The sequence below is a fragment of the Actinomadura sp. NPDC048394 genome, assembly GCF_040651755.1.
Classification (GTDB): domain Bacteria; phylum Actinomycetota; class Actinomycetes; order Streptosporangiales; family Streptosporangiaceae; genus Spirillospora; species Spirillospora montaniterrae.
Window position 1 is genome coordinate 1 of record NZ_JBEZJL010000189.1, and the last position, 1,557, is coordinate 1,557.

The window sequence follows — 1,557 nt, forward strand, 5'->3', positions numbered from 1 at the left end:
TACCTATGCAATCAGTGACGGTCGAGCTCGGGGCCGCGTCCACCATGGAATTGGTGAACGCGCTCTCCGCCATCGCCACTGAACTCGCCCAGCGCGAAGCCCCGGAATCACCGGCGGCCTGCCTGGAACTCACCGAAACGCTCGCGGCCGCAGCAGATATGCAGGAAAGCGCGCTGGCTGGATTCATCGGCCGAGTCGATGCCGCCGGGGAGCAGCAGCGGTGGGGATTCCCCTCCACCCGGGCCTGGCTCCGGTCCCGCCTCGGCATGCGCGAAAGCCGCGCCAAAGAGCGCCTCACCCTGGCGCGGCAGCGGCACCGCCTGCCCCAAGTGGCTGAGCGGCTGGCGGCCGGTGAACTGTCCTTCGGCTACGCCACCACCATCACCGACGCCCTGGCCCGGCTGGACGACACCGACTGCGCAGAGGCCGAAGCCACACTCCTCGGATTCGTCGACCAAGGCTTCTCCGCCGGGAAGGTCGCCACGTTCGGCCACCGGATCCGCGACGTCATCGCCGAACGGGACGACACCGAAGACACCCCCGACGAGGACACCAAACGCGGCTACGACAAGTCCTGGCTGACGACGACGCGTTCGCTAGACGGGGGCCGCTACGTCAAAGGCTGGCTGAACCCCGAGGACGCCGCGATCTGGGACGGCACCCTCGGCCCGCTGGCCAAGCCGGCCGGACCCGAAGACCGCCGCGACGTGGCCGAGCGGACCGCCGCCGCGCTCTCCAGTGTGCTGTCGGGCGGACACAAGGCCACCAAGGTCACCGTCATCTGCGACCTGGACACACTCACCGGAGGCAACGCCCCCGCCCGCCTGACCGACGGCACCCCAATCCCCGCCGCCCAGGCTCGCCGCATCGCCCTCGCGGCCGGGGTATCGCCCCTGCTCCTGGGGCGCGGGAACACCCCGCTCTACCTGGGCCACCGAGAACGGTTCGCCAGCGCAGCCCAACGCCAAGTCCTCGAAACCCTCTACCCCACCTGCGCGGTACGAGAATGCGAGACCCCCGGCACGCTGTGCGAAGTCGACCACGTCAACGGATGGGCACTCGGACACTCACCCACCGACATCGACCAACTCGCCCTCACCTGCGGATGGCACAACCGCTTCAAACACACCCGCCCCAACCAGATCCACATCACCAAAGAACAAGACGGGCGGTATGTGTACCGGCTGTTGCCACCACCCGATGCGCGAGAGGCAACTGGGCCGCCGGGCAGCATTGGGCCACCCGGCACTCTCGACTGGGCTGCATAACCATTCCACCGGCATGACCGCTGAGTCCGCCCGGACCTTTTCGGATTCCGGGCGGCTCCGGCATGCCCGCATCCACGCCATCGCAGCCAGCACAGCAGCCGCCATCGAGGCACCCTCCCCGCAGCCGCAGCCGCAGCCGCAGCCGCAGCCGCAGCCGCAGCCGCAGCCGCAGCCGCAGCCGCAGCCGCCGAGTGATCGGCCGGCCGTAACGCGGCACGGCCGTTGGGGGCTTGGGTGTCTTCGTACCTGACGGAGGGGGGTGGTGGGGTGGCGCGACCTGGGGGCGGGG

1 protein-coding gene is annotated in these 1,557 nt (G+C 69.8%); it reads left to right on the top strand.

The window, feature by feature from the left end:
• A partial coding sequence (locus AB0C78_RS50770; protein ID WP_360763062.1) for a DUF222 domain-containing protein occupies positions 1-1,268 on the top strand: 1,268 nt, incomplete at its 5' end.
• Between the last annotated feature and the right edge of the window lie 289 nt (positions 1,269-1,557).